Below are 24,840 nucleotides of genomic sequence, written 5' to 3'. Positions count from 1 at the left end.
AGACGATCAGAAATCGACGGCGGCCGAGGCGTAAAGCGTGCGCGGCGCACCCAGCGAGATCGTCCCGTAGGAAGCCACGCCCGACCAGTAGTGCCGGTCGAACACATTGTTCACGCCCACCCGGAACGTCGTACTTTTCCCGACCAGCTTCGTCTTGTATCGCACGCCCAGATCGACCGTCGTCCATGAGGGCACCGACTGCGTGTTGGTCTGGTTGACGTTCTCGTCCGCGGTGTAGGTCACCGCGCCGGTCAGCGTGAGGCCCGGCATCCACCGCACGTCCCACTCCACGCCCGCGTTTGCCATGAGTTGCGGCACGCCGACAGGACGCTTGCCTTGCGTTGCGGGATTCGGGGTTTGGGTCAGTTGCGCGTTCAACCACGTCATCCCGCCGATCAGCCGCAAACCAGCATAAGGTTCGCCGGCCATCGTGAGTTCCAGACCGCGATTGCGCTGCTCGCTGTTCACGCTGTACACCGTGCCGCTCAGCGACCCGCTCGGCTTGGTAATCTCGAACGCCGCGAGCGTCGCAATGACGCCGCCCATGGCGACTTTGACGCCGACCTCCTTTTGTCGCGTCTTGTACGGCGCGAACACTTCACCCGCATTGCTCGCGGTCGTCGGTGCCACGTCGCCCTTGCTCAGACCTTCGATGTAATTGGCGTACAGCGAAATGTCTTGCGTTGCCTTGAACACCACACCGGCCAACGGCGTGACGGCGCTTTTGTCGTAGGCTGTCGAAACGGCACCGGTCACGGCGTTGTAATTGTTCGACCGGACCTGTTGTCCGCGCAGGCCGAGCGTCAGCTGCAATCGGTCGGCGAACATGCCGATGGTGTCGGCCAAGGCGATGCCCGAGAGCGTCGACGTGGACGCCAGCGGGACTCGCGTTGGGGCACCAATGAATTGCTCAGGCCGATCGACGGGCGAGTAGATATTCGACAGCACCGCCGTGCCGGAATTCGCGCCGGAGGCGACACGATCGGTGTAGTAGTTGGCTTGGGCGGTCACGGCATGTGAGATGCCGCCGGTATGGAAGTTCGCCCTGACGCCGGTGTCGAGCGTGGTGCGATTGACCTGAAATTTCCAGTTCTGCGGCACGGCCGAGGTGTTGCCGAACCCGTCCAGAATCGTCGGCGTTTGATCCGACAGCCGCGAAACGTCGGATTTTGCCGTGCCTGCGTCGGCGAAGACCGTCACGTTGTCGGACAGGTCGTACTCCACGTGCCCCAGCGTCGAGAGATCGTTGGACTTCCACCACCCCCATTTCTGCGTCACGTTACGTGCGCCGCTCGGGGCCGACGGCACCGGAATGCCGGCGGCGACGAGAAATGGGCGGGTCGGGGCGTCGACCCATTGGTATTGCTCAATCACGTCAAGGGACGCGCGCAGACGTGTCCCACGGTAGTCCAAGGACAAGGCGCCGACCTCGGCGCGCGACGATTGGTTGTCCAGCGCCGTGTCGCCCTGACGGTGCAAGCCGTTGAAGCGAATGCCCCATTGCCGTTCATCGCCGAATCGACGGCTGACATCGACGGCGACACCTGCCTGGCTCTTAGTGGCGTAGTCGACGGTGACTCGCGTCAGATCTTTGGCGAGTGCGCGCTTGGGAACGATGTTGACGACGCCACCCACGCCGCTATTCGGCGACATCCCATAGAGCAACGCTGCCGGACCGCGCAGCACTTCGACACGCTCGATGTATTCGGTAAAGAGGTGATAGTTCGGCGACACCCCGTAAACACCGTCGAAGGCAACTTCGGAGAGATTGCCCTCATTGATCGGGAAGCCGCGAATGAAGAAGGAATCCGTGACGCCACCAATCTGCCCCGTGAATCGGACTGACGGGTCGGCGTTCAGCACCTCGGCAAGCGTCACGGCTTGCTGATTCTCGATGCGCTCCGACGTGTAGCTGGTCACCGAAAACGGTGTCTCCATGGTGCTTTTGTCGCCGAGCATGCCGACGCGCCCGCCTCTGGCGACCTGACCGCCCGGCCCCGGGTCCGTATCGCTCAACGCAGAGGCGCTCACTGTCGTCGGTGCTAGTTGGCCTTCGCTGTGCGCGACGTCGGGCCTGAGCGCGGTATCGGCAGCGGACGGGGTTTGTGCCGACACCCCCGACGAGAATGCCGTGGCCAGCAGCAAGGTCATGACATGGGGCTTGGGCGATTTAACGCGCTGACGCGAGGCGTGTTTCGGTCCGGTATCTCGGAACTTCATGGGTACGGGCATGGCGTGCGTTGTGGATCAAATACTCGACCGGCGGCCAGCACGGCCCATTTCGGCGATGCACGGTTCCGCGAGGATGAGGGGCAATCAATCGGCGTCGCCCGCCTGTCACGCCGACGTTAGCGGCGAGAGGCTGAAGGGCGAGGAAGCGAATAGGCGAAGCGCATGCACTGGATCAATGCACGGTTCATGGGGAAGTGGCGAAGCGCGATGGGCACGGCGGTTCCGGACGTCTATAGGAGTCCTGCCCGCTCTTTCGCTGGAACGAGATGATAATCGGTCGGCGCGTTGCGATCAATGCGAACGAGCGCGCCGTTCACAATGTCGTGAACGGCGCGCCCGGCGGACGATCCGCTTTACCGATGCTTCAGACGCTTGTCGGCGGCCATGAGCAGGCCGTTACACGTCAGCGCGAACAACGTGAGGAACAGCGCGACCGACATGATCGTGCCGATATCGCCGAGGTTCATGGCATTGGTCAGCAGATAGCCCAAGCCCTTCTGCGACGCGAACATCTCCCCGATCAACACGCCCAGCAGCGTGAGCGAAAAGCCCAGCCGCATGCCGGCCACGATCTCCGGAAAGATCGCCGGCAATACGATATGCCAGACGATCTGCGGAAACGGCATGGCCATCGTGCGGGCCGCACGCACATACACCGGCTTCATCTGGCGAATGGCGTTCATCGTGAACACGAGAATCGGGATCAGGCCGTGCATCACGCCAAATGCCACCTTGGCCGACAACCCCAACCCGAAAATCAGCAACACGAGCGGATACAGCGTGACTTTCGGCAACGAGTACAGATTGACGAGCAGCGGCTCAGCCACGGTGCCGGCCATGCGATTGATGCCCAGCAGTACGCCCAGCGCAATCCCGCCGGTAATGGCAATGATCAGGGCATAAATCAACGCCCGTCCGGTTTCTGCGACGTTATCCCAGAACGACGCCGTGCCGAGCATCTGCCAAAGCTCCACGGCAGTGGCTGCCGGTGAGCTCAGTGACGCACTGCCTACCGCCAGATGCAATGCCTCCCATGCAAGCACCACAACGAGCACCACGCCCAACGGTCCGATCAGCTTCTTCATACGAATTCTCCGTGACCCGCTCAGCGCTGACGCCGCGCCTGAAAGCGCGTGTCGAGGCGGTTGAGCACCAGATTGATGAGCGTGACCGCGACGAGCACCATCAGCATCAGCGCATACATGTCGTCGTTCTGGAAGTTGTTGTAGGCATAACCGATGGCGTAGCCGATGCCCGACCCCGACAGGATGAACTCGGACGCAATCACGCCAATGAACGCATACGCCACCGACAATTTCACGCCGCTGAACAGATAAGGCAGCGCTGCCGGCAGTTTGACCCGCAGCGCCGACTGCCAGGGCGAGAGCCGCATCACGCTCGCGGTCTTCGACAGCGAACGCGGAATGCGATCGAGCCCGGTCAACGTGGCCGTAATCATGGTGACGACGGCCAGCATGACGGCAATGGCAATGATCGGCAGCGAGCCGACGCCGAACAGGACGATGAACACCGGGTAGAAGATGAACGTCGGCACCGCGTAGTAGCTCGCCATGATGGGTTCGACGGCGCGCCGTACGCTGGGCATCACATGAATCGCCAGACCCAGCACGAAGCCGAGCACGACTGCTACGACCGATGCCGCCACGATGTTGACGAAACTCGTCACGATATCGTGCATGAAGCGCCCTTCGCGCAGTATCTCGATCGCATGTGCCGCCATCGCGCTGGGGGCAATCATCACTGATGTGGGAATGGTGCCCACCCGGCAAAGGAACTCGATGAGCAGCACGAAGCCGATCACCACGCCGCTGCGCCACGCGGTTTCCCGCTTGATCACTCGTTTCATCATGACTCCTGGTGCCAGGCCATCAGTGCGCCGCGCGGTCTGCGCCCATGACCTTGAGCGATTCGATGCGCAACTTCTCCCACAGGCGTGCGGTGATCTCGCCGAAGCGCGGCGTCGACACCACGGTGCTGTCGCGCTCTCTCTCCCAGCCGGTCTCGACGATATCGATGAACAGGCCCGGGCGTGACGACATCACGCCGACGCGATCCGACAACATCGCTGCCTCATCAAGCGCGTGTGTGATCAACAAGACCGTGGCCGACGTCTCACGCCACAGGCGCAGCAACTCGTCGCCCATCAAGAGGCGGGTCTGTTGATCCAGTGCGCCAAACGGCTCGTCGAGCAAAATCAGGCGCGGCTGGATGACCAGCGTGCGCGCAATGCAAACGCGCTGGCGCATGCCGCCCGAGAGTTGCGCGGGATAAGCGTTGGCGAAGTCGCGCAGCCCCATGAAGCCCATCGCATAGTCGACGCGGCGTTTGACCTCTGCCCCGTCGACGCCCGCCATGCGCAGGCCGAACGAGATGTTGTCGCGCACAGTGAGCCACGGAAACGACGCATCTTCCTGAAACACCACGCCGACGCCGTCAGGAACGCCCTTCACAGGCATGCCCTCGAACGTCACCGTGCCGCTGCTGGGCTTGGCGAGCCCGGCGAGCGCATCGAGCAACGTCGACTTGCCGCACCCGGACGGGCCCACCACCGAAAAGAACTCGCCCTTGAACAACGTCAGATCGATGGGGCCCAGCGCATGGAACAATTCGCGCTCGCCGGGTTTGCTGAAGTAGCGGGTCACGCCGGTCAGTACCGCGTGCGGTTCGGGTTGTTCTACCGGTACAGGCACGCGCGCGGCGCCCCCTTCGACGATGTGCAGCATCGGATTCGCGTACGACAGGTTCATAAGGTCCCCTTGGTCTTCAGGTCGGCAGGCAGGAAGCGGGTGTCGACGAGTTTCGACCAGTCGACGTTGTCCTTGATTTCGCCGACGAGCTTGAGGCCGTCGACCATGCGATCCAGTTCGGCGCGATCAAACTCGCCGGTGCTCCACATCCGTGAGCGCACCATGTTGTCGACCGCTTCTTTCGCGACCGCCGGGGTGAGTTTGAAGCTGGTTTCGAGAATCTTCGCCGCGCCCGCCGGATCGGCATACGTCGCATCGACGCCCGCGCGGCGGCCTGCAATGATTGCGCGCAAGGTATCCGGATTCGATTTGGCGAATTCGCGGGTCGTGATGCCAACCGACGTGGTCATCGGATGCAGCAGATCACCCGCGCGGTACACCACGCGATATTTGTCCTTACGCACGATCGACAGCGGCTCGATGGCGACCGCACCGGCCACGGCGCCCTGCTCCAGCATCGTCATGCCGTTGACGTAGCCGCCCGAGGCGACGCGCGTGACCTTGCTCTGATCGATGCCCTTGTCGCGCAGTGCCATCAGGAAGAGCATTTCCGATACGCTTTTCGGCGAGGTGATCGCCACCTTTTTGCCGACCAGATCGTCAATCGACTTCACGTCGCTATTGGGCATCGTCACCATCGACGCTTCGGCCACGCTGCGCGTGCCAACGTTGACGATCACGACGTCCATGCCCTGACGGGCGGCCGCGAGGGCGGCCGACACAGCGACTTCGCCGTAAGGCGTCTTGCTGGCGAGAATATTGCGCACCGTGGTGCCGCCACCACCCGAGCTGAGGATGCCGGTAATGTCGATGCCGGACTTCTTGAACAATCCCTTGTCCATCGCCACGGCGTACGGCAGCCCGTAAAGACTGTTACCCCACTGCGTCACCGAGATCTCCTCGGCTTGAACCGCGCGCGCCGCAGGCAGCAACATGGCAGCGGCGCCCAACGTCAGGCAAGCGCGCTTAAACAGATTCGTCATCTTCAGCTCCGGGTCAAACATGCAAATGGTTCGTCGGATTTTGCGCGCATCTTGTTTGCGCAAATACATTGTAGACACTCAAATAATCATTGCAACGCAATGTTCATGCCATCGCCTAGGGGTTTGCACTCAGCTGCGCTGCACAATGCTTAAACACCTATGAATCAAGGCATTTCATCGTGATATCGATGCTTATCAATGCACGCAACGTCACCGAATCATCGCGTATTTTTTAACCGGAAAATTAATGTGTACGTTATAAATTGCCGCCAACGTCACGCATCGGTGCATACCGTCCCGTGTTTGGTGCCCCGCCGCGCCGCATGCACCCCGATGAAGCGTGGTGTATTTGCAGCGACATCACGCGTTTGATGCAGCGCAAATCCCCTGATAACAGCGCTTTAGTGGCAGCGCTTACAGGGTGTACACTTCACTCACTCCAACCTGAGCACCGCCTCATGACGTCGCGAAAAGACTCTTACGACTTCCACGATCAGATCGGCCACCTGCTTCGGCGCGCCTATCAGCGCCACGTCGCCATCTTTCAGGACGCCATCCCTGATTCGGATCTGACGGCGGCCCAGTTTGTCGCGCTGTGCACGGTCAAGGAAAAGCAATCTTGCTCGCTCAACGACATCGTCAAGACGACGGCGATCGACCAGGCGACCATTCGCGGCGTGATCGAGCGGCTGAAGGCGCGAAAGCTCATCGAAGTCACGGCCGACCCCAGCGATGGGCGCAAGCTGCTCGTGACCGCTACCGAACAAGGGCTGGCCCTGATCAATCACACCGTGCCCTTTGCCAAGGAAGTGACTGAGCGGACTTACGGTGCGCTGAATCCGGCCGAGCGCGTGGCGCTGGTATTCCTCATGCGAAAGATGATGGATGCCGATGCGGCAGAATGAGGCGCGCACACTGGGCGCCCCTGCGGTTACGTTGACGTGGCCGTCGGTTGTGATGAACGCAGCAACCGCCCAGCCTGCGCCAACGCGCCGCGTACGGTCTCCGGCGTGAACGGCGGTGCAACGATGCGCACGCCCGTCGCGTCGTAGATTGCGTTGGCCAGTGCCGCCGGGCCAGGCACCGATGCCGACTCCCCTGCGCCCATCGGCGGCTCCCCCTGACGCGGCATGAGCACGACATCCAGTGCCGGCAGTTCGGCAAACGTCAGAATCGGATAGCTGCCCCACTCGCGACTCGCCACCCGCCCATCGACAAAGCGAACGCGCTCTTTGAGCGAGCGGCTGAGCACCTGCACGACGTTGCCGTGCAGTTGATGGCGCACCCCATCGGGATTGATCATCGTGCCGGTGTCCTGGCCGACCGTCACTCGCTCGACCCGAACCTCCCCCGTCACACGATCGACCACCACATCGGCAATCCACGCCGACCATGCCGCACCGAAGCCCGGGAAGCGGCTATGGACGTAGCGCGCATAGGCCACGCCGCGCCCGCGCACGTAGCGTTGTTCCGTTTCCCAGCGCGACGATTCTTGCGAGCGCGGCGTCCAGCCGGCGCGTGCGGCGACCGCCGTCACCAACTCGACGGCGCGCGGGTCTTTAAGGTGAGCCAGCTTGAACTGCAACGGATCGACGCCGGTGGCGGCAGCCATTTCATCGGCAAACGAGTCATGTGCAAACGAATTGGGGAGTGCCGAGACGCCGCGAAACCATGACGCGCGCACCAGCGGCGCCATGTCGTCGCAAGCAAAGCGCCGGTTCGGGCTTTCGTAAGGCGACACCGCCGTGCGGTCGCCCATCTCGAACACGCCGCCGGTCGGCGCGACTTGCCCCGTCAACAGTGCCGCGAGAATCGGTGCGTCATTTGACGGGTAGCGCGCGGCAAAGTCGTAGGCGAGCAATTCACCAGCCCGGGTGGCCGCACCGCGCACCTCGACCACCTGCCCCGTGCCTTTCGGCTCCCACAGATGTTCGTCGGCACGCGACAGTTGCACGCGCACGGGCGCACCGACTGCACGCGAAAGCAGCAAGGCGTCGCCACATACGTCGTCGGCACAATTACGCCCATAGCAGCCTGCCGCCTCCATGCGAACGATATCGATGTCCGCCTCGTCACGCGAAATCAGCTGCGCGAGGTCGTAACGTAACGACACCGGATTCTGCGTCCCGGACCAGACGGTGATTCGCCCGGCATCAGCGGCGCGATAATCTGCCAGCGCGCACGATGGCCCGATCGAACCATGCATCTGATAGGGCCAGACATAGGTGCGCTCAAGCGTCACGACGTCGTCGCGAGCGAACGCGGCATCGACATCGCCCTCCTCCAGCAACGCCCGGCGTTTTGCCGGTGCCGAGGCAATGGCTGCCGCCGGATCATCCATCGACGGTAGCGCGGGCAATGGCTTCCACGTCACGCGAAGTTCGCGCGCCGCACGGATGGCTTGCTCCTCACGCAGCGCGACTACACCAACAAAGTCTCCGATGACGACAACGGCCTTCAGGCCCGGCAAATGCGCGACGGACGACTCGTCGACCGATAGTAGCGACGTGCCGACGAACGCCCCTGTATCAATGCCGCTGTAGGGCGGCCGGACCACACGGCCGTGCAGCATACCCGGCACGCGCATGTCGTGCACGAACGTCAGTTGCCCGCTCGCCTTGGCAGGCAAATCGACACGGCGCGACGATTTGCCAACGATCCGATACGTCGCGGGGTCTTTGACGGGCGTTTGCAGATCAAGCGTGAGGGCAACGCGCTCGCCTTTTACCAGCTCTGCAAACGAAGCGCTGCACGCGGCGCCGGCATCGTTTTCGCCGAAGACACGGCCGTCGTCGCAGCGCAAATTTTTTACCGGAATGCCGAAGCGGCGGCCCGCCAGTTCGATCAGCGCGTGGCGCGCTTGCGCCGCCGCGCAGCGCAGCGGTACCGCGGATATCTGAATGGTCGCGCTCGCGATGGTCGGGCCCTGATTCGGCGTGGCGTCGGTGTGACCCAACTGCATCTGAACCTGCGCGGCCTCGACGTCAAGTTCCTCCGCGACGATCTGCGCGAGCGATGTGCGGATGCCGGTACCGAGGTCGACGTGACCGTTGAACGCAAGTATCCGGCCGTCGTCGAGCACGGCGACAAAGACCTCGGGCACGACGGGCACGAAAGTCGAATGACTGCCGGGCTGGCCGGGCGCAGGCTTGATCGGCACGGCAGGCTGGCGGATTACCGTCAGGCAGCCGTCGCGCGCCAGCAATTCAGAGCGGTTCACGAGCGGAGATTCCTGTGGTTCGGCAGGTGCCCTCGCACCGTGCCAGTCATCACGCTAGGGGGACAATATTGGCGCGTCAACCGCAGCATCCACTGCCCTCGGTTCGGAATGGCGCGCGGCCGCCGGTGACGCCGGCACCGCCGCGCAGCCTTCCTGTCAGCGGGTGCGCTTCTCGATCTCGTCGATCGCATCCGCCAGCGGCATCACTGCCGCATATTTTTGCTGCATATCGAACAGATTCGCCTCGTGCGGCGCAATGGCGCGGTCGCCCACGCAGTCGGACAACACGAGCGGGCGAAAACCGTACGACATTGCGTCGACGACGCTGGCCCGCACGCAGCCGCTGGTCACCGCCCCGGCCACGAGCAGCGTCTGCACGGCGCGCTGCGACAGCCAAGGCGCGAGCTGCGTGCCGAAGAATGCCGACGGCACGACCTTGCGAACCACCAGTTCGCCCGGCGCCGGGGTGAGCTCGGGCACGATGGCGCTGTTCGGGTGATCTTCCGTGAGCGTTGCCATGCCCGGCACCTTGAGCGAGAAAACGTTGTCATCGCTGCCATCGTCGGCGTAGACGATGCGGCTATGCGCCACGGGCCAGCCGTGCTGGCGCGCCAATGCCAGCGCATCGACCGTTCGTGCGATGGCCTGGGGAATGTTGCCGCCGCCAAAGGTCTTCGGATCGGCAAAGCCGACCACCAGATCGACAATCAGCAAGCCGATGTTGCCGTGCACCGGCAGCGGCGTGCCGAAGCCTTGCCGCTGATAGACGTGGGCTTCGGCGTGTTGCGGGGTATCACTCATGTCGGTTGTCTCGCGGTGAAATGCTGGCCGGGTCGTGGCCCGGGATGTGCTGCGGGGCGTCGTGCCGCACGACTCATTCGTTGATCACTCGGCCGTCTTTCACTACGACAGCGTCATCGAGCGACACGGTGCAGTTGCGCAGCGGAATGTCGATGTGGCACGTCGTGGTGCGGCTGCCGCCGCCTTCGTTGTTCGGGCCGAGCGAGAACAGAAAGTTGCCTTCGAAGGCGCGTGCATCCATGCCGATGGTCGCTTCCTTGTCGTACAGGCCCAGCGTTGACCAGCGCGCACGCGGTTGCAGCCCCCAGCCGATGTGCGAAATGGCGTAGCCCTCCGGGTCGCGGAACGTCTCCATGTAGTCACGCAGCAGCGCGGCATCGACGCCGCCTTCGATGCGTGTCGCATAACCCTTCTCGACGGTCAGGACGATCGGCTCGGTGACGTAGCGCTTTTGCGGCAGAAGGATGTCGCCGCGATCGATGACAATAGTGCCGTGCGCGGTGTGATCATTCGGGTACGACAACGCAAAGCCGCTCGGCCAGTGATCCCATCGCCCCGGCTCGTCGACGAAGCCGTATTCCGCCGTCGGACCGAATTCGCCCATCGGGCAAATGAACGATGTGCCTGCCGGCGACGTCACCCGCATCTCCCGCGCGGCGTTCAGCTTGGCCGCAGCCGCCAGCACACGCACCTTGTCGGCCAGCGTCGGCACCATGCGCGCCAGCACCTCCGGCGGCTCCACCGCCAACAGGATCTTCGTGCCGCTTTTGAGAATGTCGTGCTGTTCCGGCGAGAACAACAGCGTCATTAGGTCGAGCACGAGGTCGCTTTCCTTGAGCGCAGCAATCGCGGCGCGGTTGCCGGTCAGCGGTGTCGTGCCGAGATACGCCAGCGAGTCGCGGCTGAATGCCTTATCGCCATTGACCGGCGGCAGATCGAGCCGGTTGACGATGGCGCCCATCGACTGCGTGGCGATCAATGCGCACTGGAGCGTTTGCGGATGCGTCGACGCGCTGGTGAGAATCGTGACGGTCTGGCCGCGCTCTAGCTTCGAGAGCGTGAGCACCTCTTTCCACGCTTCGATCAATTGGAAATCGCTAATCGCCATGGGGTGGCTCCTGTTTCTGTGTGACGTCAGGCGCTGACCGGGCCGCCGAGCGTTGCCCCGAGGAAATCGCCGAACGCGGCGTAGAAGCCGGCCGCGTTGTCCCAGGGAATCATGTGCCCGGCGTTGGGCACGCGCACGTGGCGCATCGTCGGCGTGGCCTGCTGCAACTCGGCCACATCGTCGTCGCGCACGACGTCGCCGTTCTGCGCCGTGATCAACAAGGACGGCACGTGCAGGCGCGCGGCATCGGCGTGGAAGTCGTCCGTGTGGAAACCTTCGTATGACGCCAGCACTGCGCGCTCGTCGCAGGTATGCAGCCATTCGGCGCGCAGCGTGCGCTCTTCTTCGGTCCACGTGGGGCAGAACGCGCGCATGCCCTCGGCGTCCGTGCCGGCACGGGCGAGTGCCATCGAGTCGACGTACCACGGCAACTTGCCGGGATATTCGCGACGGCCCGGGCCGGACACGGGCGGATCGATCAGCACGACCGACACCAAACCTCGCGGCTCGCGCATTGCGGTGCGCGCGGCAATGCGTGCGCCCATCGAGTGGCCGACGAAGATCACACGGTCCAGCTTGAGCGCAGCGATCAGGGCTGCAACGTCGTCGGCTTGTGCGTCGAGGCTGTAGTCCAGTTCCGGGGATGCGCTCGACAGTCCGCGCCCGCGCACGTCAAGTACATAGGTATCGAACTCCCGGCCGAGTACTTCGCCGACGAAGCCCCACGTCACCGCGGGACTGGTGATGCCGGGAATGAGCACGATGGCCGGACGCGCTGCACGAGCGCCGTGCACGCCGCCGTAGCGCAGGTAATGCTGACGAATGCCGTTGGCGGCGACATTCGCGCCGTACTGAAAAGTCGAGGGCATAAAACAGACTCCGGGATAGTCAGAACGTCGAACAGGAAAGGCCGGCGAATCAGTACGCACCAGACAGCAGCGCACCCGCCCCCGGCACGATCGGCTCGAGATCCAGCTCGCGCAGCATCGCGTAGGTCGTGGCGATGGCGGCGGTGATCACCGGCTTGCCCGTCATGGCCTCAACCTGCGCGACGGCCGGCAGCGACGGCATTTGCACGCACGCCGACAAGACGATCGCGTCAGCCTCCTGATAAGGCAGTGTCTTGACGATATCCGGCAAGCGGCTCGGATCGTGGCGGCCGACGTCGAGGTTGTCGGGGATTTCCAGCGCGCGGTAGGCAATGACGTCGAAACCTTCGTTGCGGATGTAATCGACGACGAGTTCGGTCAGCGGCACCATGTACGGCGCGACTACCACGATGCGCTTCGCGCCGATCACGCGCAGTGCATCGACAAGCGCCCCTGCGCTGGTGAGCACCGGCGCTGCGCCGCCATTGGCAATGGTCTGCTCGGTCAGCCGCTTTTGCGAGATGCGGTGATAGCCGTGTCCCATGGCCATGATCGCGACGAGGCAGGCGTAGCCCAGCACGTCCACACGCGCGTCGCTCAGTTCGAGGGCGCAGCGATCCGACTCGGCATCCATCGCGGCGAGCTCTTCCTTCACGACCTTTTTCATGCGCATCCGGCTTGAATGGAACGTGAACCGTTCCGGCCGGATCGTCTCGCGCAGCCGCAGCATCGCGGGGATCTCAGTTTCCATGGTGGTGTTGGAACTCGGCACGATCTGGCCGATGCGGTAGCGCTTGCTCATAAGGGCATTCTCCCGAGGGGGGTGGCGACCTGATTGGCGTGCGGCAAATTTGTCGTGCACACACGATAAATGGTCAAGGTGCGAGAAACTCTAGCGCACACATTTGATTTTCGCAATACAAGACAAAATCATTGCGAAGCCGGTAAATTCCGCGAAAACCCTTACTGAAAAAGAAAATCAGTCATTTGATTTCGGGTAAACACGGAGACGGTATTTTTTCGCTTGCGATTGAAATTTATCGTGTGTACGCTACGAATCACCGAACTCAACCAGCCCGGACATCTCTCTTGTCCATGACCGTGCCGGGCGTACGATCAGGAGCCTCCATGAGCAAACCACGCATCGCCATCATTGGCGCCGGCCTGGGCGGCACGGCCGCAGCCGGCCTGTTGGAACGCAGCGGCTACGACGTCGCGCTGTACGAGCAGGCACCCGCCTTCTCCCGCCTGGGCGCTGGCATTCACCTCGGGCCCAACGTGATGAAGATCATGCGTCGCCTGGGTATCGAAGATGCGCTGAACGTGATGGGCTCGCACCCTGACTTCTGGTACAGCCGTGACTGGAAGACGGCCGAAGCGCTGTCCCAGATTCCGTTGGGTGACTTTGCGCTGAAGACCTATGGTGCGACCTACCTGACCGTACACCGTGGCGACTTTCACGCGTTGATGACGCAGGCGGTTGCCCCCGGCACGATCCGTTTCGGCAAATGTCTGCAATCGGTGGAAGACACGGGCAATGAGGTGCGCCTGACCTTCACGGACGGCACGACCGAGACGGCCGACATCCTGATCGGTGCGGACGGCGTCAATTCGAAGATTCGCGAGCATCTGCTGGGCGCCGAGCCCCCGCGCTACACGGGCTATGTGGCACACCGTGCCGTGTTCCCGGCGTCGTTGCTGGCCAACAAGCCTTACGACATGTGCGTGAAGTGGTGGTCCGAAGATCGTCACATGATGGTCTACTACGTGACCGAGAAGAAGGACGAGTATTACTACGTGACCGGTGTGCCGCAGAAGGAATGGCCGGAGGGCGTATCGATGCTGCCGAGCAGCCGCGAGGAAATGCTCGAGGCGTTTGCGGGTTACCACGCCGACGTGCAGCACCTGATTGAAGTCTCGCCGACGATCACCAAATGGCCGCTGCTGGAGCGCGACCCGTTGCCGATGTGGAGTCGCGGCCGTCTGGTGCTGCTGGGTGACGCCTGCCACCCGATGAAGCCGCACATGGCACAAGGCGCTGCCATGGCCATTGAAGACGCCGCGATGCTCACGCGCTGCCTCGATGAAGTCGGCGTGACGGACTACGGCAACGCCTTTGCGCTTTACGAAGCGAATCGCGCGGCGCGCGCCTCCGAGGTGCAGCGCGTGTCCCACAACAATACGTGGCTGCGCACCAATGAGGATCCGGCTTGGGTATTCGGCTACGATGTGTTCGAGATTCCCCTCGTTCCCGCCTCGTCGCTTACGGTGGCGCCGCCGTTGACGGCTGCCGCCTGAGTGCCGGGCACGGGACTTGCATGAACCTGCGGGGTGATGTGTCCGACGTATGCAGTCCGGATGACGTCACCCCGATTCTTCGTCTGCGAGCCTGCCCATGGCTGTACCGAATTCTGTTGCAGGACCGATCGCGCTGTGCGTAAACGGCACGCGGCACACCGTGGCCGACGCCACGCCCGATACGCCGCTGCTCTATGTGTTGCGCAACGATCTTGCGCTTAACGGCCCCAAGTATGGCTGCGGATTGGGTCAGTGCGGCGCCTGCACGGTACTGGTCGATGGCCAGCCGACCCGCTCGTGCGTTGTGCCCGTGAGCGTGGCACGCGAACGCGAAGTCACGACGCTCGAAGGCTTGGGCGGCGTCGACGACCTGCACCCCATCCAGCGCGCGTTCATCGACGAGCAGGCGGCTCAGTGCGGTTATTGCCTGAACGGCATGATCATGAGCACCAAGGCGTTGCTCGACCGCAACCCGATGCCCGACGACGCTGCGATTCACGACGCGCTGCGCTTCAACCTGTGCCGCTGCGGCACGCACTACGAAATCGTCAAGGCCGTGCACCGCGCGGCGCAATATCTGCGACATGACCCGGTTCGATGACGACGCGCGCCATCGCGCGCTTGACGGCAGCTCCCGTGGTGCCGCACTGAGCGAGGCTGATGCGACATCGCCACAAGGTGACGGGCCGCATGCCACCTACGGCTGGCCCACGCGTGACGGCGATGCGGTCGCGCATCTCGATGTGGCGGCCCAAACGCGCACTGACGGCACACTCCGCACCTGGCACTATCGCGCCGACGTTGGCAGCGACATCGCCCCCGGCGACGCAGCGCTTCCCGTGCTGCCTTCCCACGATGCCGGCGCACTGCCGCCGCAGTTGTATCGCCTCGATGCGAGCGCGATGCAGGTGAGTGACGCGGGCCACCGCATTCCACCGCAAGCCCATACGTTCGCGCGCGAATCGTTCATGGATGAAGTGGCCGCCGAAGCCGATCAGGACCCGGTCGGCTACCGGCTATATCATCTCGACCCCGAGCGCGACGCCGGCGCCCGCGAAGTGATTCGCATGGTGGCGCAGCGCGCTGCGTGGGGGATGCCGGAACGGGCCGACACCATCAGTGCTCCCACCGGCTGGCAGCGCGGACGGGGTTTCGCGTTCGATGGCGAGGCATCGATTGCTGACGAGGGCGCTGCCCCGGATACATGGTCGGCATGGGTCGTCGATCTCGACGTCAATCCGCAGTCGGGTGAAATCGCCATTCGCCGCGTGGTTGCCGGTCAGGCCACCGGCGAGCCTGGTGCAGCGCCAGAAGTTGGCGGCCTGCCTGCATGGCAGATCACTGACGCGATGCAGCGCGCGTTGGGAATGGCGTGGAATGCCGCGCCGACGCACGATGAAACGGGTAGCGCCGACGACGGACAGGCCGCTTTGGCACTCGCACTCCGACGCGCTTTGACGCAGGCCAGCACTACGCCGGACAGCGCCGACACTCCCCTTTCAAGCCTCGACGCCGAGCGTCTGGCGCGCTCTGCGGCACCGGCTGCCGCCGCAATTGCCAACGCGTTGTTCGATGCCACCGGCGTTCGGCTGCGACGGCCGCCCTTCGATCCGGCCAGTCTGCGCGATGCACTTCGCGACGCGAACGTGTCACCGGAAAATGCTCCCGCCAATCAGCGTCGCCCGGCCCGCTGGCGCCGCTGGCTCGCGGGCGGAGGGATTGGCGGCGTGGTTGGCGGCCTGATCGGACTGGCGTGTGCCATGTTCCCCGGTGCACCCGCGCTTGCGCCGATTGCTGCGGCAGACAACACGCTATGGTCCAGCGCAACGCTGGAGCGCGGCCGTCAGGTCGCGTTGGCCGGCGACTGTGCCGTCTGTCATACGGCCGCGGGCGGCGCGGTTAATGCAGGCGGTCTCGCGCTGGAGACGCCATTCGGCACCGTCTACTCGACCAACCTCACCCCGGACGCCGAGACCGGCATCGGGCGGTGGTCTTACGCCGCATTCGCGCGTGCCATGCGTGAGGGCATTTCGCGCGACGGCGCTCATCTGTATCCGGCCTTCCCGTACACCGCGTTCGCAAAGATGAGCGAGCCCGACATGCTCGCCCTTTACGCCTACCTGATGTCGCAGCCCGCCGTCGCGAATACGCCGCCGAAGACTGCGCTGCCCTTCCCGCTCAACCAGCGGCGTCTGGTGGCCGGCTGGAACTGGCTGTATCACGACACGGCCGAATATCGCCCCGATCCTGCGCAATCGACGTTATGGAATCGCGGCCGCTACCTCGTCGATGGGGCGGGCCATTGCGGCGCCTGTCACACGCCACGCAACATGCTCGGCGCCGAACGCGAGAAGCTGTATTTGCGCGGTGGCGAGGCCGAAGGCTGGCGCGCACCGCCGCTTGTAGCTTCCCCCGATGCGCCGGTGCCGTGGACAGAAGCCGCGCTGTTCGACTACCTGCGAACCGGTTTCTCGCCTGAGCACGGGGTCGCCGCCGGGCCGATGGCACCTGTCGTGTCCGGCCTCGCCGCGCTGCCCGAAACGGATGTCCGGGCGATTGCGCATTACATCGCCTCGCTCTCACCACAGGCGGATGCGTCGCAAGTCGCCGACCTTGCGCGGCAACGCGCCAGCGGCGTCGATCTGGCGACAACGCTAGGCATGGAGAATGGACGGCGCACCTTCGAGGCGGCATGCGCCGTCTGCCATACGGAGTCGGGCGGCGTCGGACACTTCGGCGTGCGCCCGCTCATGGGGCTTAACACGAGCGTGAGTCAGGCCAAGCCCGACAACCTCATGCATGTCCTGATGAATGGCATCGACCAGCCCGCTACCGAAGCGCTCGGCTACATGCCGGGTTTCCGGGATGCATTCGACGATCGTCAGATCGCCGAGCTCGCGTCGTATATTCGCGCACGCTATGCACCTGACCAGCCCGCGTGGCGAGACCTCGACGCCGCGGCGGCACGCGCCCGCACCGCACCCTCTCACTGACCCGCCACTGACCCGCCACGGAGCCCCCGCCCATGCACAGCGTCGATCGCGAAGTTCTCGAAACCGCTTCACGCTGGCTATCGCAGGGGCGTGGTGTGCAGTTGTTCACCGTCGTCGCGACATGGGGCTCGTCACCGCGCCCACCGGGTGCCACGCTGGCGATTCGCGATGACGGCCGGCTCGTCGGCTCGGTGTCGGGTGGCTGCATTGAAGACGATCTGATCGACCGCTTGCAACGCGACGGCCCGCCCGGACCGCTCCCCGAACTCGTCGAGTATGGCGTCAGTGCCGACGAAGCGCATCGCTTCGGATTGCCCTGCGGCGGCACGATGCGGCTGGTGCGCGAAACGCTGTCCAGCGCCAGCGCCCTGCCCGGCCTTATCGAAGCGATTTGCAACGGCCGCGCCATGCGTCGCACGCTCGACATGACCACGGGACGCGTCACGCTGACACCGCTCGCCGAGCACGTCGACGGCGACGCTTGCGTGTTCGACGCGTCAAAGCTCGTTACCACCCACGGCCCAACCTGGCGGCTGCTGCTTATCGGCGCAGGGCAGCTCACCCAATACGTCGCCAACATTGCACTCACGCTCGATTACGCCGTCACGGTCTGCGATCCGCGCGAGGAATATCGCGATGGTTGGCACATGCCGGGCGTCACGCTGGTGCGCACCATGCCGGACGATACCGTCATCGGCATGCGTCCCGACTCGCGCATGGCGGTCGTTGCACTCACGCACGACCCCAAGCTCGATGACCTTGCGCTGATGGAAGCCCTCATGTCGCCCGCGTTTTACGTCGGCGCGATCGGCTCACGCAGAAATAACGACAAGCGTCGCGAGCGGTTGCAGCTCTTTGGCGTGACGCAAGCCGCGCTCGCGCGCCTGCGGGGCCCCGTGGGGCTGCACTTGGGCGGGCGCACGCCGCCGGAAATTGCCGTATCGATTGCCGCGGAATTGACCGCGCGGCGGCACCGCTTGCCGGTGATGTCGTTAATGGATGTGCAGGCCGGCAAGGCGCTCGCCGGCTAAGCAAACCGATCGCGATCAGCAACGCGCAAAAAAGCCGGCTTTTGCCGGCTTTTTACTTTCCTGTATCGCGATACGGGCACCGTCCGGTGCCCGCGCTGCGCTCAACGATTTACCACGTGTTTCGGATACGACAGCGCGAGTGCGCAGCCAATCACCATGCAGACGCCAAAGCCGTAGATGCCGGCCGACTGCGAGTGGAACGTGTCGCGCAGCCAGCCGATGAAGTACGTGCTGAAGAAGCCGCCGAGATTGGCCAGCGAGCAAGCAAAGGCAATGCCTGCCGCTGCCGCCGATCCCTTCAGGAAGGTCGACGGCAACGCCCACACCACCGGCATGGCGGCGGCTGCGCCCAGATTGATCAGCGAGAACAGCGCCACCGTCATTGCGGTGCCATGGTTACCGCTGGCGAAGATGAACATCGCCACGGCCGACAGCAAGAACGGCAGCACGATGTGCCAGCGTCGCTCCCGCAGGCGATCCGAGCGCGCGCCCCACACCAGCACGCCGACGACGGCGAGTGCATTCGGAATGGCCATCAGCCAGCCGATCGTGTACGTGTCGCGCACGCCCGTGTCCTTCAGGATCGTCGGCAGCCAGAAGCTCACGCCGTACAAGCCGAGCAGCACGCACAGGTCAACCAGCCCGAGAACCCAGACCTTCAGATCGGTGAACGCCGCGCCCAGGTTGTGGCGCTTGTGAACGCCGGCGTCCTTGTCGAGATTGGCCAGCAGCACCGTCTTCTCCTGCGGCGTGAGCCATCGGGTCGATGCAATGTCGTTCGGCAGGTACATGAAGATCGCCACCCCGAGCACGACCGACGGAATGGCCTCGATGACGAACAGCCACTGCCAGCCGCCGAAACCGTGCGCGCCGTCGAACATCTGCATGATCCAGCCCGACAAGGGGCTACCGATCATGCTGGAGAGCGGCAAGCCGACCATGAACAACGCGATGATTCGCGCACGGCGCTCATCGGGATACCAGCGCGTCAGATACAGCAGCACGCCGGGTAAGAACCCCGCCTCGGCGACGCCGAGCAGAAAGCGCAGCACATAGAACTGCGTGGGCGTGGTGACAAACGCGGTCGCCCCCGAGATCAGGCCCCACGTGATCATGATGCGGGCAATCCACAGCTTGGCGCCTACCTTCTGAAGAATCAGATTGCTGGGCACTTCGAAAAGGATATAGCCAGCGAAGAACAATCCGGCCCCGAGGCCATAAACAGTGTCGCTGAATTGCAGCGCACTGAGCATCTGCAATTTGGCCAGTCCGACATTGATCCGGTCGAGATAGGCGGCGAAATAACACAGGCAGAAAAACGTGATCAACCGCACCGTGACCTTGCGGTACAGCGCATCGGCGTCGGTGTTCGGCGCGGCCGCTTGCGTGACCAGGTCTGGCGTAGAGAGAGAGGACATGGCGATTCCCGGGTAGCGTAAGAGTCTGGGTGGATCGTCCGCCCGGCGAGAATTCGGGCGTGTGCGCTCGGCACTGACGGATGTATAGCATGAATAAAAAGCGTATGCGCTAGAAAAATAAGTGGCAAAACACGCCTGCGCAATGCCCTTCAGCACGCCGCACAAAGCCCCACAAAGGCGGACGTATAACGCCACATCCTAGTCCTAGGGTTTTCCTCTACCGTTGAATGGAATTGTTTTCCTTGAAGCGCAAATATTAAGTGTGTACGCTACGAATCAACCCTTCCGAGTCCTGACCGAGGAGCTGCCATGTACGACCGTTTTGCTGTTGACCGCCTGATCGACCTTTGGCTTACCGAAGACATCGGCTATTGCGACCTCACGGCGCAGACGATGATCGACGAATCTGCCACGGGTGCCTTCGTGATGAACGCCCGCGAGCCGGTAATCGTTGCCGGCATCGACGTTGCGGCACAAATCTTCCTGCGTTACGACCCGACGCTCAAGGTTGACGTGAAGGTGCGCGACGGGCAGCACGCCCCGAAGGGCGCCATCCTGCTGCATGTCTCGGGCAATGCTCGCAGCATCCTCACGGCGGAGCGCACCGCACTGAACATCGTGCAGCGCATGAGCGGCATCGCCAATGAGACGGCCCGCTACGTAGCTGCCATCGAAGGCACACGTGCCCGTCTGCTCGACAGCCGCAAGACGACGCCGGGTCTGCGCATGCTGGAAAAGCATGCCGTGAGCTGCGGCGGCGGGCTGAACCACCGTCTGGGGTTGGATAACGGCGTGATGATCAAAGACAACCACATCGCCGTCTCCGGCAGTATCACGGCCGCCGTGGCGCGCGCACGCAAGCTCGTGCCGATGCTGACCAAGGTGGAAGTCGAATGCGATCGTCTCGATCAGGTTGCTGAAGCGCTGAATACCGACGTGGACGTGATCATGCTCGACAACATGTCGGTCGAAGACATGACCAAAGCCGTCGCGATGATTGGCGGCAAGTGCAAGGTCGAGGCTTCGGGCGGCATTCGTCTGGAGACGATTCGCCCGATCGCCGAAACCGGCGTCGACTACATTTCGACGAGCAAGATCATGCAATCGGCCCCGGCCGTCGACATTGGTCTGGACGAAGCCTGATCAAGGGATATCGACGATGACGCTCCCCGGGATATTCTTCTTCGTGGTCGGCCCCAGCGGGGCCGGCAAGGATACGCTGATCGACGGTGCACGCACGTGCCTGACCGATGGCGGCCGCTTCGTCTTCGCGACGCGCACCATCACTCGCGCTGACGATGCCCCGGGGGAAGCACACATCGGCGTCACCGAGACTGAATTCGCCGCCCGCGACGCTGCGGGCGCGTTTCTGGTGACCTGGCAAGCCCACGGACTGCATTACGGGCTCGATGCCAGCTTGCGTGACGTACTTGCACAAGGCCGTCATGTCGTCGCCAATGGCTCGCGGGCCATCCTGCCCAAACTCATCGGCCGCGTGCAACGGCTGGTCATCGTGGAAGTCAGCGCGCCGGTGGAAGTCCTCGCCGCGCGCATCGCAGGACGCGGACGCGAAACACCCGAGCAGATCGCCGCACGGCTGGCTCGCACCGTGACAGCCTATCCCGCTGGCGTGCCACTCATGCGTGTGTCGAATGACAGCACGAGCGACGTTGGCATCGCACGCTTCACCGCTGCGTTGCAGTCCTGCGCACAGCCGCCGAAAAGCCGCGAATTGGCAGACGCCAAGCGTGCAGGGGTATCGCTTGATGAAGCCTCATGGGGGCAACTGCTCGACGATCTGATGTATGACCGCTACGCCCTGGATGAGGGCGAAGCGCTGCTGCGACTGCTGATCGAGCATATCGACGATGACGAGATCGTTGCGCTCACCCGGGCGCGAACACGGTTGATGCCTCGCATCGACTGGGGGCGGCCGATGGTCGTCGACAAGCACTCGATGGGCGGCGTGCCCGGCAGCCGCATCACGCTGATCGTCGTACCGCTCGTCGTAGCGTACGGACTGTGCATGCCGAAAACGTCATCACGCGCCATCACTTCTGCCGCCGGGACTGCCGACGCGATGGAAGCGGCGGCGCGGGTGGATCTCGATGCCACGGAGGTGTGTGCCGCCGTCGAGCAGGCTGGCGGCTGCATCGTATGGAACGGCCGGCTCAATCATTCTCGCGTGGACGATGTGACCAACGCGATGGTGCGACCGCTCCGGCTTGATACGCGCCGTTGGTCGGTCGCGTCGATTCTGTCGAAAAAGTTTTGCGCAGGCGCCACGCATGTCGTCGTCGATCTCCCTTGGGGGCCGCAAGCGAAGATGACGGATGAGGCGCAGGCGCGAAAGTTGGGCGCACTCTTCGAACGTGTGGGCGCGGCGTTGGGCATGACCGTGCAGGCGTTCGCCACCGACGGACGCGCACCGATAGGCCGAGGCATCGGCCCCGCGCTGGAACTGCGCGACGTGCTACAAGTACTCGACAACGATGCCACTGCCCCCAAGGATCTGCGCGCCAAGGCGTTGACGTTTGCCGCCCGCATTCTGTCGTGGCACCCGGCGCTGGGCGGTGATCTTGTGAAGGCGCACGCCGCCGCAGAACAACTGCTCGCGAGCGGCGACGCGCGACGTGCCTTCGAGAAAATTGTCGATGCCCAAGGCCGGAAAGATTTCGCCGTGCCCGCCGCGTCATTCGTCGACATCGTTGCGCAGACCGATGGCGTTGTGACTTCCATTGATGGCTGGGAAGTCTCCGGCATTGCCCGCGACGCTGGCGCGCCGGGCGATATGGGCGCGGGCGTCGATCTGCTATGCACCGCAGGGCAATCGGTGCTTGCCGGTGACGTGTTGCTGCGCGTGCACGGTAACGACCCACAACGGCTGGCCGCAGCGGCTGCCCGCGCACAAGCCCTGAGCGGCATCGTGCTTCAATGATTTGACGTGACTGGGCCAGCGCCTCGATGAGCGTCGGGCACCGCGTTGACAATCTTTCGCCTCTAAATACAATAGCGAACTGAAGTCATTCACATCGTCAACGGCAGGTCTTCGCCTCATATCACGGGGGACTTGGCAGTGAGGCATTTCCCTTCTGACGTCGAGCAAGTCCCGGCCTCACGGTTTCGCCGGCGTGACCCGACGCCCCATCGCTCGCGACCCTCCAGCGCCCGGCAGTATGCTTTCGCGTGGGCTTTTACTGTTGCATTGGCCCTGCTGGATCTGGGGTGGATTGACCAGTTGAAATGGTCGCTATCGCTGACGCTAGTCGCACGCATCGGCATGGCCATGGCCTGCCTATTGCTGATCGCCGCTGCCCTCTTCCGCATCTCGCACACCGCCCGGTTTTCACCTTATGCCGAAAGGCTGCGATGCCGGGAATTGGCCCGTGGACTTGCGTGGTTTGCGGTGTTGCAATGCTTCTTCTTTGCTGCCGACGTACTCCAGTACCTTTCGGTCACTGTCGGCGCACCGCTGATCGACGAGCGTCTGATGGCGCTCGACAGACTTATCGGCTTCGATTGGCTGGCGCACTACCGATGGGTGCATTCGCACCCGATGATCGAATTCCTGTTCGTATTGGCGTACGCGAGTTTCTGGGTGCAGTTACTGATCATTCCCGTGCTTCTGGGCTATCACAGAGACGCCGATCGACTGCCCGAGTTCGTCATCAACATGATGGTTACGGCGGTTTTGTGTGTGTTGATTTCCCTGCCGATCCCCGCTGCCAGCCTGTTCCTGCACTACGACATTGCTGATATCGGGGGCGCTGCGTGGTACTCCGACTTCAGGCTTTTGCGAGAAGGCGCGTTCCCCGGTTTTGCCGCGATTCCAAGGCAAGGGCTAATTGCGCTTCCGTCCTTTCACGCCGCCACTGCCGTTCTCATCACCTATTCGTTACGGCGCACACCTCGATTCCACTATTGGGCCGGACTCAATCTGCTGATGCTGATCGCGACACCCAGCCGAGGCGGGCATTATCTGGTGGATGTAGTCGCGGGTGTTCTGCTCGCGATTGCCGTGATTGCCATTGGCCGGCTAGCGAGATAGCGCGGCCTCGTTGCCGCAGAACTCGACAAATGCCATCACCGCCTCATCCGGCGCTCGCTCAGGATGACGCCGCATGACATAACGCCACGAACCCGCCAGCCTGAGATCCGGCACAAGAACTACCAACCGGCGCGCCGCGACCTCCTCGTCAATCAGCGGCGTGCGGCCCAGCGCAATGCCGACGCCCGACACGGCGGCCGACACGACTGCACTCATGCCATGCAGGATGAGCGGGTCGCGCGAAGCACTAGTCGCAACCCCCATGCGATCCAGCCACGCGTTCCACGACGTTTCCGGGCTGGCCGCATGGTCCTCGGCAATCAGTCGATGACGCGTGAACAACGCCGGATCGTCGTGCCGGGACCGGGAGATCAGCGAGGGGCTGCAAACCGGCACAATCGTCTCGCCCACCAACGGCACATCATCCGCCTGCGCAACGCGCGAACCCCGGTCATTGATATGCAGAAATGCGAGATCGATATCGCGCGTTTTCCAACTGGGGTTCTGGTTCGTGTGGAGGTGCACCTCGATGTCGATGTCGGGCCGTTGCTCCATGAAGCGTCCGATACGCGGCACCAGCCAAAGCGCGCTGAATGACGCGTTGGCCGAAAGGGAGAGGCGCCGCCGCTGGCAGCCACTCGCCGCCAGCCGTGTTTCCCGGCACGCAATCTCCAGCAATCCCAATGAGCGCTGCACAGACTTGAGAAATTCGGTGCCGAGCTCAGTCGGTTCAGCCTTCTGATCCCGAGTGCCTCGCCGCAAAAGCGTGCCGCCGATATCGAGCTCCAGCGCCTTGATCTGTTGGCTCACAGCGCCCTTGGTGACGTGTAGCTCATCTGCCGCACGACTGACGCTGCCCAGACGCGCGACGGCTTCGAAGGCTCTCAGCGCTGGCAGCGGCGGCAAATGTTTGGGCAGGGTTTTCATGGGCGATTAGGTATAGCAAAACTCAACCAATGGTAGAGAAAGTATCGCTATTTCAAGCGATCGTTATGCGAAAGAATACCGCAGGCCTGCACGGAATTGCTGTGCTGGCGTACTGACCGGAGACAACGCCCCATGGTCAGTTCA

At 63.4% G+C, this 24,840-nt stretch carries 20 protein-coding genes; 8 read left to right on the top strand and 12 right to left on the bottom strand.

The genetic code is table 11. The features are described 5' to 3' along the window. Window positions 1–6: 6 nt before the first annotated feature. From CDV46_RS25480 to CDV46_RS25460, 5 genes are all read right to left on the bottom strand, one after another. Window positions 7–2,151: a TonB-dependent receptor gene (locus tag CDV46_RS25480; protein ID WP_254916221.1), complete on the bottom strand. Its 2,145-nt coding sequence runs from the start codon at window positions 2,149–2,151 to the stop codon at window positions 7–9. Between the two features lie 434 nt (window positions 2,152–2,585). Further along, the gene (locus tag CDV46_RS25475) at window positions 2,586–3,317 is read right to left on the bottom strand and encodes an ABC transporter permease (RefSeq protein ID WP_058378697.1); all 732 of its coding nucleotides are present in this window, start codon (window positions 3,315–3,317) and stop codon (window positions 2,586–2,588) included. 20 nt (window positions 3,318–3,337) lie between these two features. After that, window positions 3,338–4,099 carry an ABC transporter permease gene (locus CDV46_RS25470; protein ID WP_176399196.1) on the bottom strand — a complete coding sequence of 254 codons (762 nt, stop codon included), beginning with the start codon at window positions 4,097–4,099 and terminating at the stop codon, window positions 3,338–3,340. Between the two features lie 22 nt (window positions 4,100–4,121). Then, complete coding sequence (locus CDV46_RS25465; protein WP_249277446.1) at window positions 4,122–5,000, bottom strand: ABC transporter ATP-binding protein; 879 nt, start codon at window positions 4,998–5,000, stop codon at window positions 4,122–4,124. Continuing rightward, on the bottom strand, window positions 4,997–5,983 hold the full coding sequence (locus CDV46_RS25460; protein WP_087687956.1) for an ABC transporter substrate-binding protein: 987 nt from the start codon (window positions 5,981–5,983) through the stop codon (window positions 4,997–4,999). Before CDV46_RS25460 ends, CDV46_RS25465 begins: the two co-directional genes overlap by 4 nt. A 458-nt stretch (window positions 5,984–6,441) precedes the next feature. Here CDV46_RS25460 and CDV46_RS25455 point away from each other — a divergent pair, with 458 nt between their 5' ends. Beyond that, window positions 6,442–6,888, top strand: a complete 447-nt coding sequence (locus CDV46_RS25455) for a MarR family winged helix-turn-helix transcriptional regulator (RefSeq protein ID WP_058378695.1) — start codon at window positions 6,442–6,444, stop codon at window positions 6,886–6,888. A gap of 26 nt (window positions 6,889–6,914) precedes the next feature. Here CDV46_RS25455 and CDV46_RS25450 read toward each other — a convergent pair whose 3' ends face one another. The 5 genes from CDV46_RS25450 to CDV46_RS25430 form a co-directional block, all read right to left on the bottom strand. Next, the gene (locus CDV46_RS25450; RefSeq protein ID WP_087725788.1) at window positions 6,915–9,203 is read right to left on the bottom strand and encodes a xanthine dehydrogenase family protein molybdopterin-binding subunit; all 2,289 of its coding nucleotides are present in this window, start codon (window positions 9,201–9,203) and stop codon (window positions 6,915–6,917) included. A gap of 156 nt (window positions 9,204–9,359) precedes the next feature. After that, window positions 9,360–10,004: an isochorismatase family protein gene (locus CDV46_RS25445; RefSeq protein ID WP_087687528.1), complete on the bottom strand. Its 645-nt coding sequence runs from the start codon at window positions 10,002–10,004 to the stop codon at window positions 9,360–9,362. Between the two features lie 73 nt (window positions 10,005–10,077). Continuing rightward, entirely contained in the window at window positions 10,078–11,112 is a 1,035-nt protein-coding gene (locus CDV46_RS25440) for a 2,5-dihydroxypyridine 5,6-dioxygenase (protein ID WP_087725776.1), read from the bottom strand. Window positions 11,113–11,138: 26 nt separating this feature from the next. Beyond that, window positions 11,139–11,981 carry an alpha/beta fold hydrolase gene (locus tag CDV46_RS25435; protein WP_087725774.1) on the bottom strand — a complete coding sequence of 281 codons (843 nt, stop codon included), beginning with the start codon at window positions 11,979–11,981 and terminating at the stop codon, window positions 11,139–11,141. A gap of 49 nt (window positions 11,982–12,030) precedes the next feature. Continuing rightward, window positions 12,031–12,783 carry a maleate cis-trans isomerase family protein gene (locus tag CDV46_RS25430; protein WP_087687531.1) on the bottom strand — a complete coding sequence of 251 codons (753 nt, stop codon included), beginning with the start codon at window positions 12,781–12,783 and terminating at the stop codon, window positions 12,031–12,033. 326 nt (window positions 12,784–13,109) lie between these two features. On the opposite strand from CDV46_RS25430, the gene CDV46_RS25425 reads away from it, so the two are divergent. The 4 genes from CDV46_RS25425 to CDV46_RS25410 all read left to right on the top strand — a co-directional run bounded on the left by CDV46_RS25425 (window position 13,110) and on the right by CDV46_RS25410 (window position 18,303). After that, entirely contained in the window at window positions 13,110–14,279 is a 1,170-nt protein-coding gene (locus CDV46_RS25425; RefSeq protein ID WP_087687532.1) for an FAD-dependent monooxygenase, read from the top strand. Between the two features lie 97 nt (window positions 14,280–14,376). After that, a complete protein-coding gene (locus tag CDV46_RS25420) occupies window positions 14,377–14,880 on the top strand; it encodes a (2Fe-2S)-binding protein (RefSeq protein WP_087725772.1) in 504 nt (167 codons plus the stop codon). Next, entirely contained in the window at window positions 14,864–17,272 is a 2,409-nt protein-coding gene (locus tag CDV46_RS25415; protein ID WP_087725770.1) for a c-type cytochrome, read from the top strand. The genes CDV46_RS25420 and CDV46_RS25415 overlap by 17 nt, the downstream gene beginning before the upstream one ends. A 32-nt stretch (window positions 17,273–17,304) precedes the next feature. Further along, a complete protein-coding gene (locus CDV46_RS25410) occupies window positions 17,305–18,303 on the top strand; it encodes an XdhC family protein (RefSeq protein ID WP_087725766.1) in 999 nt (332 codons plus the stop codon). Window positions 18,304–18,404: 101 nt separating this feature from the next. Here the strand turns inward: CDV46_RS25410 and CDV46_RS25405 are convergent, their stop codons facing one another. Continuing rightward, window positions 18,405–19,721: an MFS transporter gene (locus CDV46_RS25405; RefSeq protein ID WP_087725764.1), complete on the bottom strand. Its 1,317-nt coding sequence runs from the start codon at window positions 19,719–19,721 to the stop codon at window positions 18,405–18,407. A gap of 309 nt (window positions 19,722–20,030) precedes the next feature. On the opposite strand from CDV46_RS25405, the gene nadC reads away from it, so the two are divergent. The 3 genes from nadC to CDV46_RS25390 all read left to right on the top strand — a co-directional run bounded on the left by nadC (window position 20,031) and on the right by CDV46_RS25390 (window position 23,769). Beyond that, a complete protein-coding gene (nadC, locus tag CDV46_RS25400) occupies window positions 20,031–20,864 on the top strand; it encodes a carboxylating nicotinate-nucleotide diphosphorylase (protein WP_087687537.1) in 834 nt (277 codons plus the stop codon). A 16-nt stretch (window positions 20,865–20,880) separates the two neighbouring features. Further along, window positions 20,881–22,659 carry a phosphonate metabolism protein/1,5-bisphosphokinase (PRPP-forming) PhnN gene (phnN, locus tag CDV46_RS25395; protein WP_087725762.1) on the top strand — a complete coding sequence of 593 codons (1,779 nt, stop codon included), beginning with the start codon at window positions 20,881–20,883 and terminating at the stop codon, window positions 22,657–22,659. Window positions 22,660–22,926: 267 nt separating this feature from the next. Beyond that, entirely contained in the window at window positions 22,927–23,769 is an 843-nt protein-coding gene (locus CDV46_RS25390) for a phosphatase PAP2 family protein (protein ID WP_087725760.1), read from the top strand. Here the strand turns inward: CDV46_RS25390 and CDV46_RS25385 are convergent. Beyond that, complete coding sequence (locus tag CDV46_RS25385) at window positions 23,758–24,696, bottom strand: LysR substrate-binding domain-containing protein (RefSeq protein WP_087725758.1); 939 nt, start codon at window positions 24,694–24,696, stop codon at window positions 23,758–23,760. The genes CDV46_RS25390 and CDV46_RS25385 overlap by 12 nt on opposite strands. Window positions 24,697–24,840: the final 144 nt, after the last annotated feature.

It is taken from the genome of Pandoraea sp. PE-S2T-3, from assembly GCF_002179965.1.
Lineage (GTDB): Bacteria > Pseudomonadota > Gammaproteobacteria > Burkholderiales > Burkholderiaceae > Pandoraea.
This window is presented reverse-complemented; position numbering and strand designations above follow the sequence as displayed.

What these genes read in the sequence shown, in the direction of transcription:
- CDV46_RS25445 (WP_087687528.1), bottom strand. Translation starts at nt 10,004, where the DNA reads ATGAGTGATACCCCGCAACACGCCGAAGCCCACGTCTATCAGCGGCAA.
- CDV46_RS25420 (WP_087725772.1), top strand. Translation starts at nt 14,377, where the DNA reads ATGGCTGTACCGAATTCTGTTGCAGGACCGATCGCGCTGTGCGTAAAC.
- CDV46_RS25410 (WP_087725766.1), top strand. Translation starts at nt 17,305, where the DNA reads ATGCACAGCGTCGATCGCGAAGTTCTCGAAACCGCTTCACGCTGGCTA.
- CDV46_RS25425 (WP_087687532.1), top strand. Translation starts at nt 13,110, where the DNA reads ATGAGCAAACCACGCATCGCCATCATTGGCGCCGGCCTGGGCGGCACG.
- CDV46_RS25440 (WP_087725776.1), bottom strand. Translation starts at nt 11,112, where the DNA reads ATGGCGATTAGCGATTTCCAATTGATCGAAGCGTGGAAAGAGGTGCTC.
- CDV46_RS25465 (WP_249277446.1), bottom strand. Translation starts at nt 5,000, where the DNA reads ATGAACCTGTCGTACGCGAATCCGATGCTGCACATCGTCGAAGGGGGC.
- CDV46_RS25405 (WP_087725764.1), bottom strand. Translation starts at nt 19,721, where the DNA reads ATGTCCTCTCTCTCTACGCCAGACCTGGTCACGCAAGCGGCCGCGCCG.
- CDV46_RS25415 (WP_087725770.1), top strand. Translation starts at nt 14,864, where the DNA reads ATGACCCGGTTCGATGACGACGCGCGCCATCGCGCGCTTGACGGCAGC.
- CDV46_RS25470 (WP_176399196.1), bottom strand. Translation starts at nt 4,099, where the DNA reads ATGAAACGAGTGATCAAGCGGGAAACCGCGTGGCGCAGCGGCGTGGTG.
- CDV46_RS25430 (WP_087687531.1), bottom strand. Translation starts at nt 12,783, where the DNA reads ATGAGCAAGCGCTACCGCATCGGCCAGATCGTGCCGAGTTCCAACACC.
- phnN (WP_087725762.1), top strand. Translation starts at nt 20,881, where the DNA reads ATGACGCTCCCCGGGATATTCTTCTTCGTGGTCGGCCCCAGCGGGGCC.
- CDV46_RS25455 (WP_058378695.1), top strand. Translation starts at nt 6,442, where the DNA reads ATGACGTCGCGAAAAGACTCTTACGACTTCCACGATCAGATCGGCCAC.
- CDV46_RS25475 (WP_058378697.1), bottom strand. Translation starts at nt 3,317, where the DNA reads ATGAAGAAGCTGATCGGACCGTTGGGCGTGGTGCTCGTTGTGGTGCTT.
- CDV46_RS25460 (WP_087687956.1), bottom strand. Translation starts at nt 5,983, where the DNA reads ATGACGAATCTGTTTAAGCGCGCTTGCCTGACGTTGGGCGCCGCTGCC.
- CDV46_RS25480 (WP_254916221.1), bottom strand. Translation starts at nt 2,151, where the DNA reads ATGACCTTGCTGCTGGCCACGGCATTCTCGTCGGGGGTGTCGGCACAA.
- nadC (WP_087687537.1), top strand. Translation starts at nt 20,031, where the DNA reads ATGTACGACCGTTTTGCTGTTGACCGCCTGATCGACCTTTGGCTTACC.
- CDV46_RS25435 (WP_087725774.1), bottom strand. Translation starts at nt 11,981, where the DNA reads ATGCCCTCGACTTTTCAGTACGGCGCGAATGTCGCCGCCAACGGCATT.
- CDV46_RS25385 (WP_087725758.1), bottom strand. Translation starts at nt 24,696, where the DNA reads ATGAAAACCCTGCCCAAACATTTGCCGCCGCTGCCAGCGCTGAGAGCC.